The 546-nt window shown below is 72.5% G+C and carries 1 protein-coding gene; it reads right to left on the bottom strand.

The window, feature by feature from the left end:
* A partial coding sequence (locus tag DB30_RS41040) for a hypothetical protein (protein WP_165704202.1) occupies nucleotides 1-546 on the bottom strand: 546 nt, incomplete at both ends.

Raw genomic sequence — 546 nt, 5'->3', positions numbered from 1 at the left:
TCGACACCAATTGCAGATGTACTGGTGTCGGTCTCGGCGCTGACCGGCGCCAGCGGCAACCCCAGCATCTCTTCGCGCGGTCGCAGTGGCAGGCCGGCCGTCTTGGGTGTTCGGCGCTCACCCGCGCTTGCGAGGTGGCTGGCGAGCTCGAAGGGCGCGCGAAGATCAAAGCTGAGGTCGGTCTCGATCCGCACCCGCTGCGACTCGATCAGCTGGGCGAGCTCGGGCTCGACCGCGGGGTTGGCCGCGACCGCGCCGACCCGGGCCAAGCGGGCGGCGATCAGCGGCTCGGGACCCACGGCCGGCTCGAAGCCAGCGGCGCGCAGGACCAGCAGCGGGCGGCGGGGATCGTCGGCGTAGGTGACGCGAACCCGCGCTTTGGTTGGTTCTTCGCTCGTTCGTTGTTGCCGGTTGAGGGTCCCGCACAGCACCTGGGCCCACGCGCGGGCGCCTGGGTTGCCGGGGACGGCCCACACCATGCTGTCGCCCTTTTGGCGGGGGACCCGGGCGACGCGCGGCGCCGGGCCGGCGGCTGGTGGGGTCACA

Origin of the sequence: Enhygromyxa salina (assembly GCF_000737335.2) — a bacterium.
Lineage (GTDB): Bacteria > Myxococcota_A > Polyangia > Nannocystales > Nannocystaceae > Plesiocystis > Plesiocystis salina_C.
The sequence above is the reverse complement of the archived record's forward strand: the minus strand, read 5'-3'. Positions and strand labels throughout refer to the sequence as shown.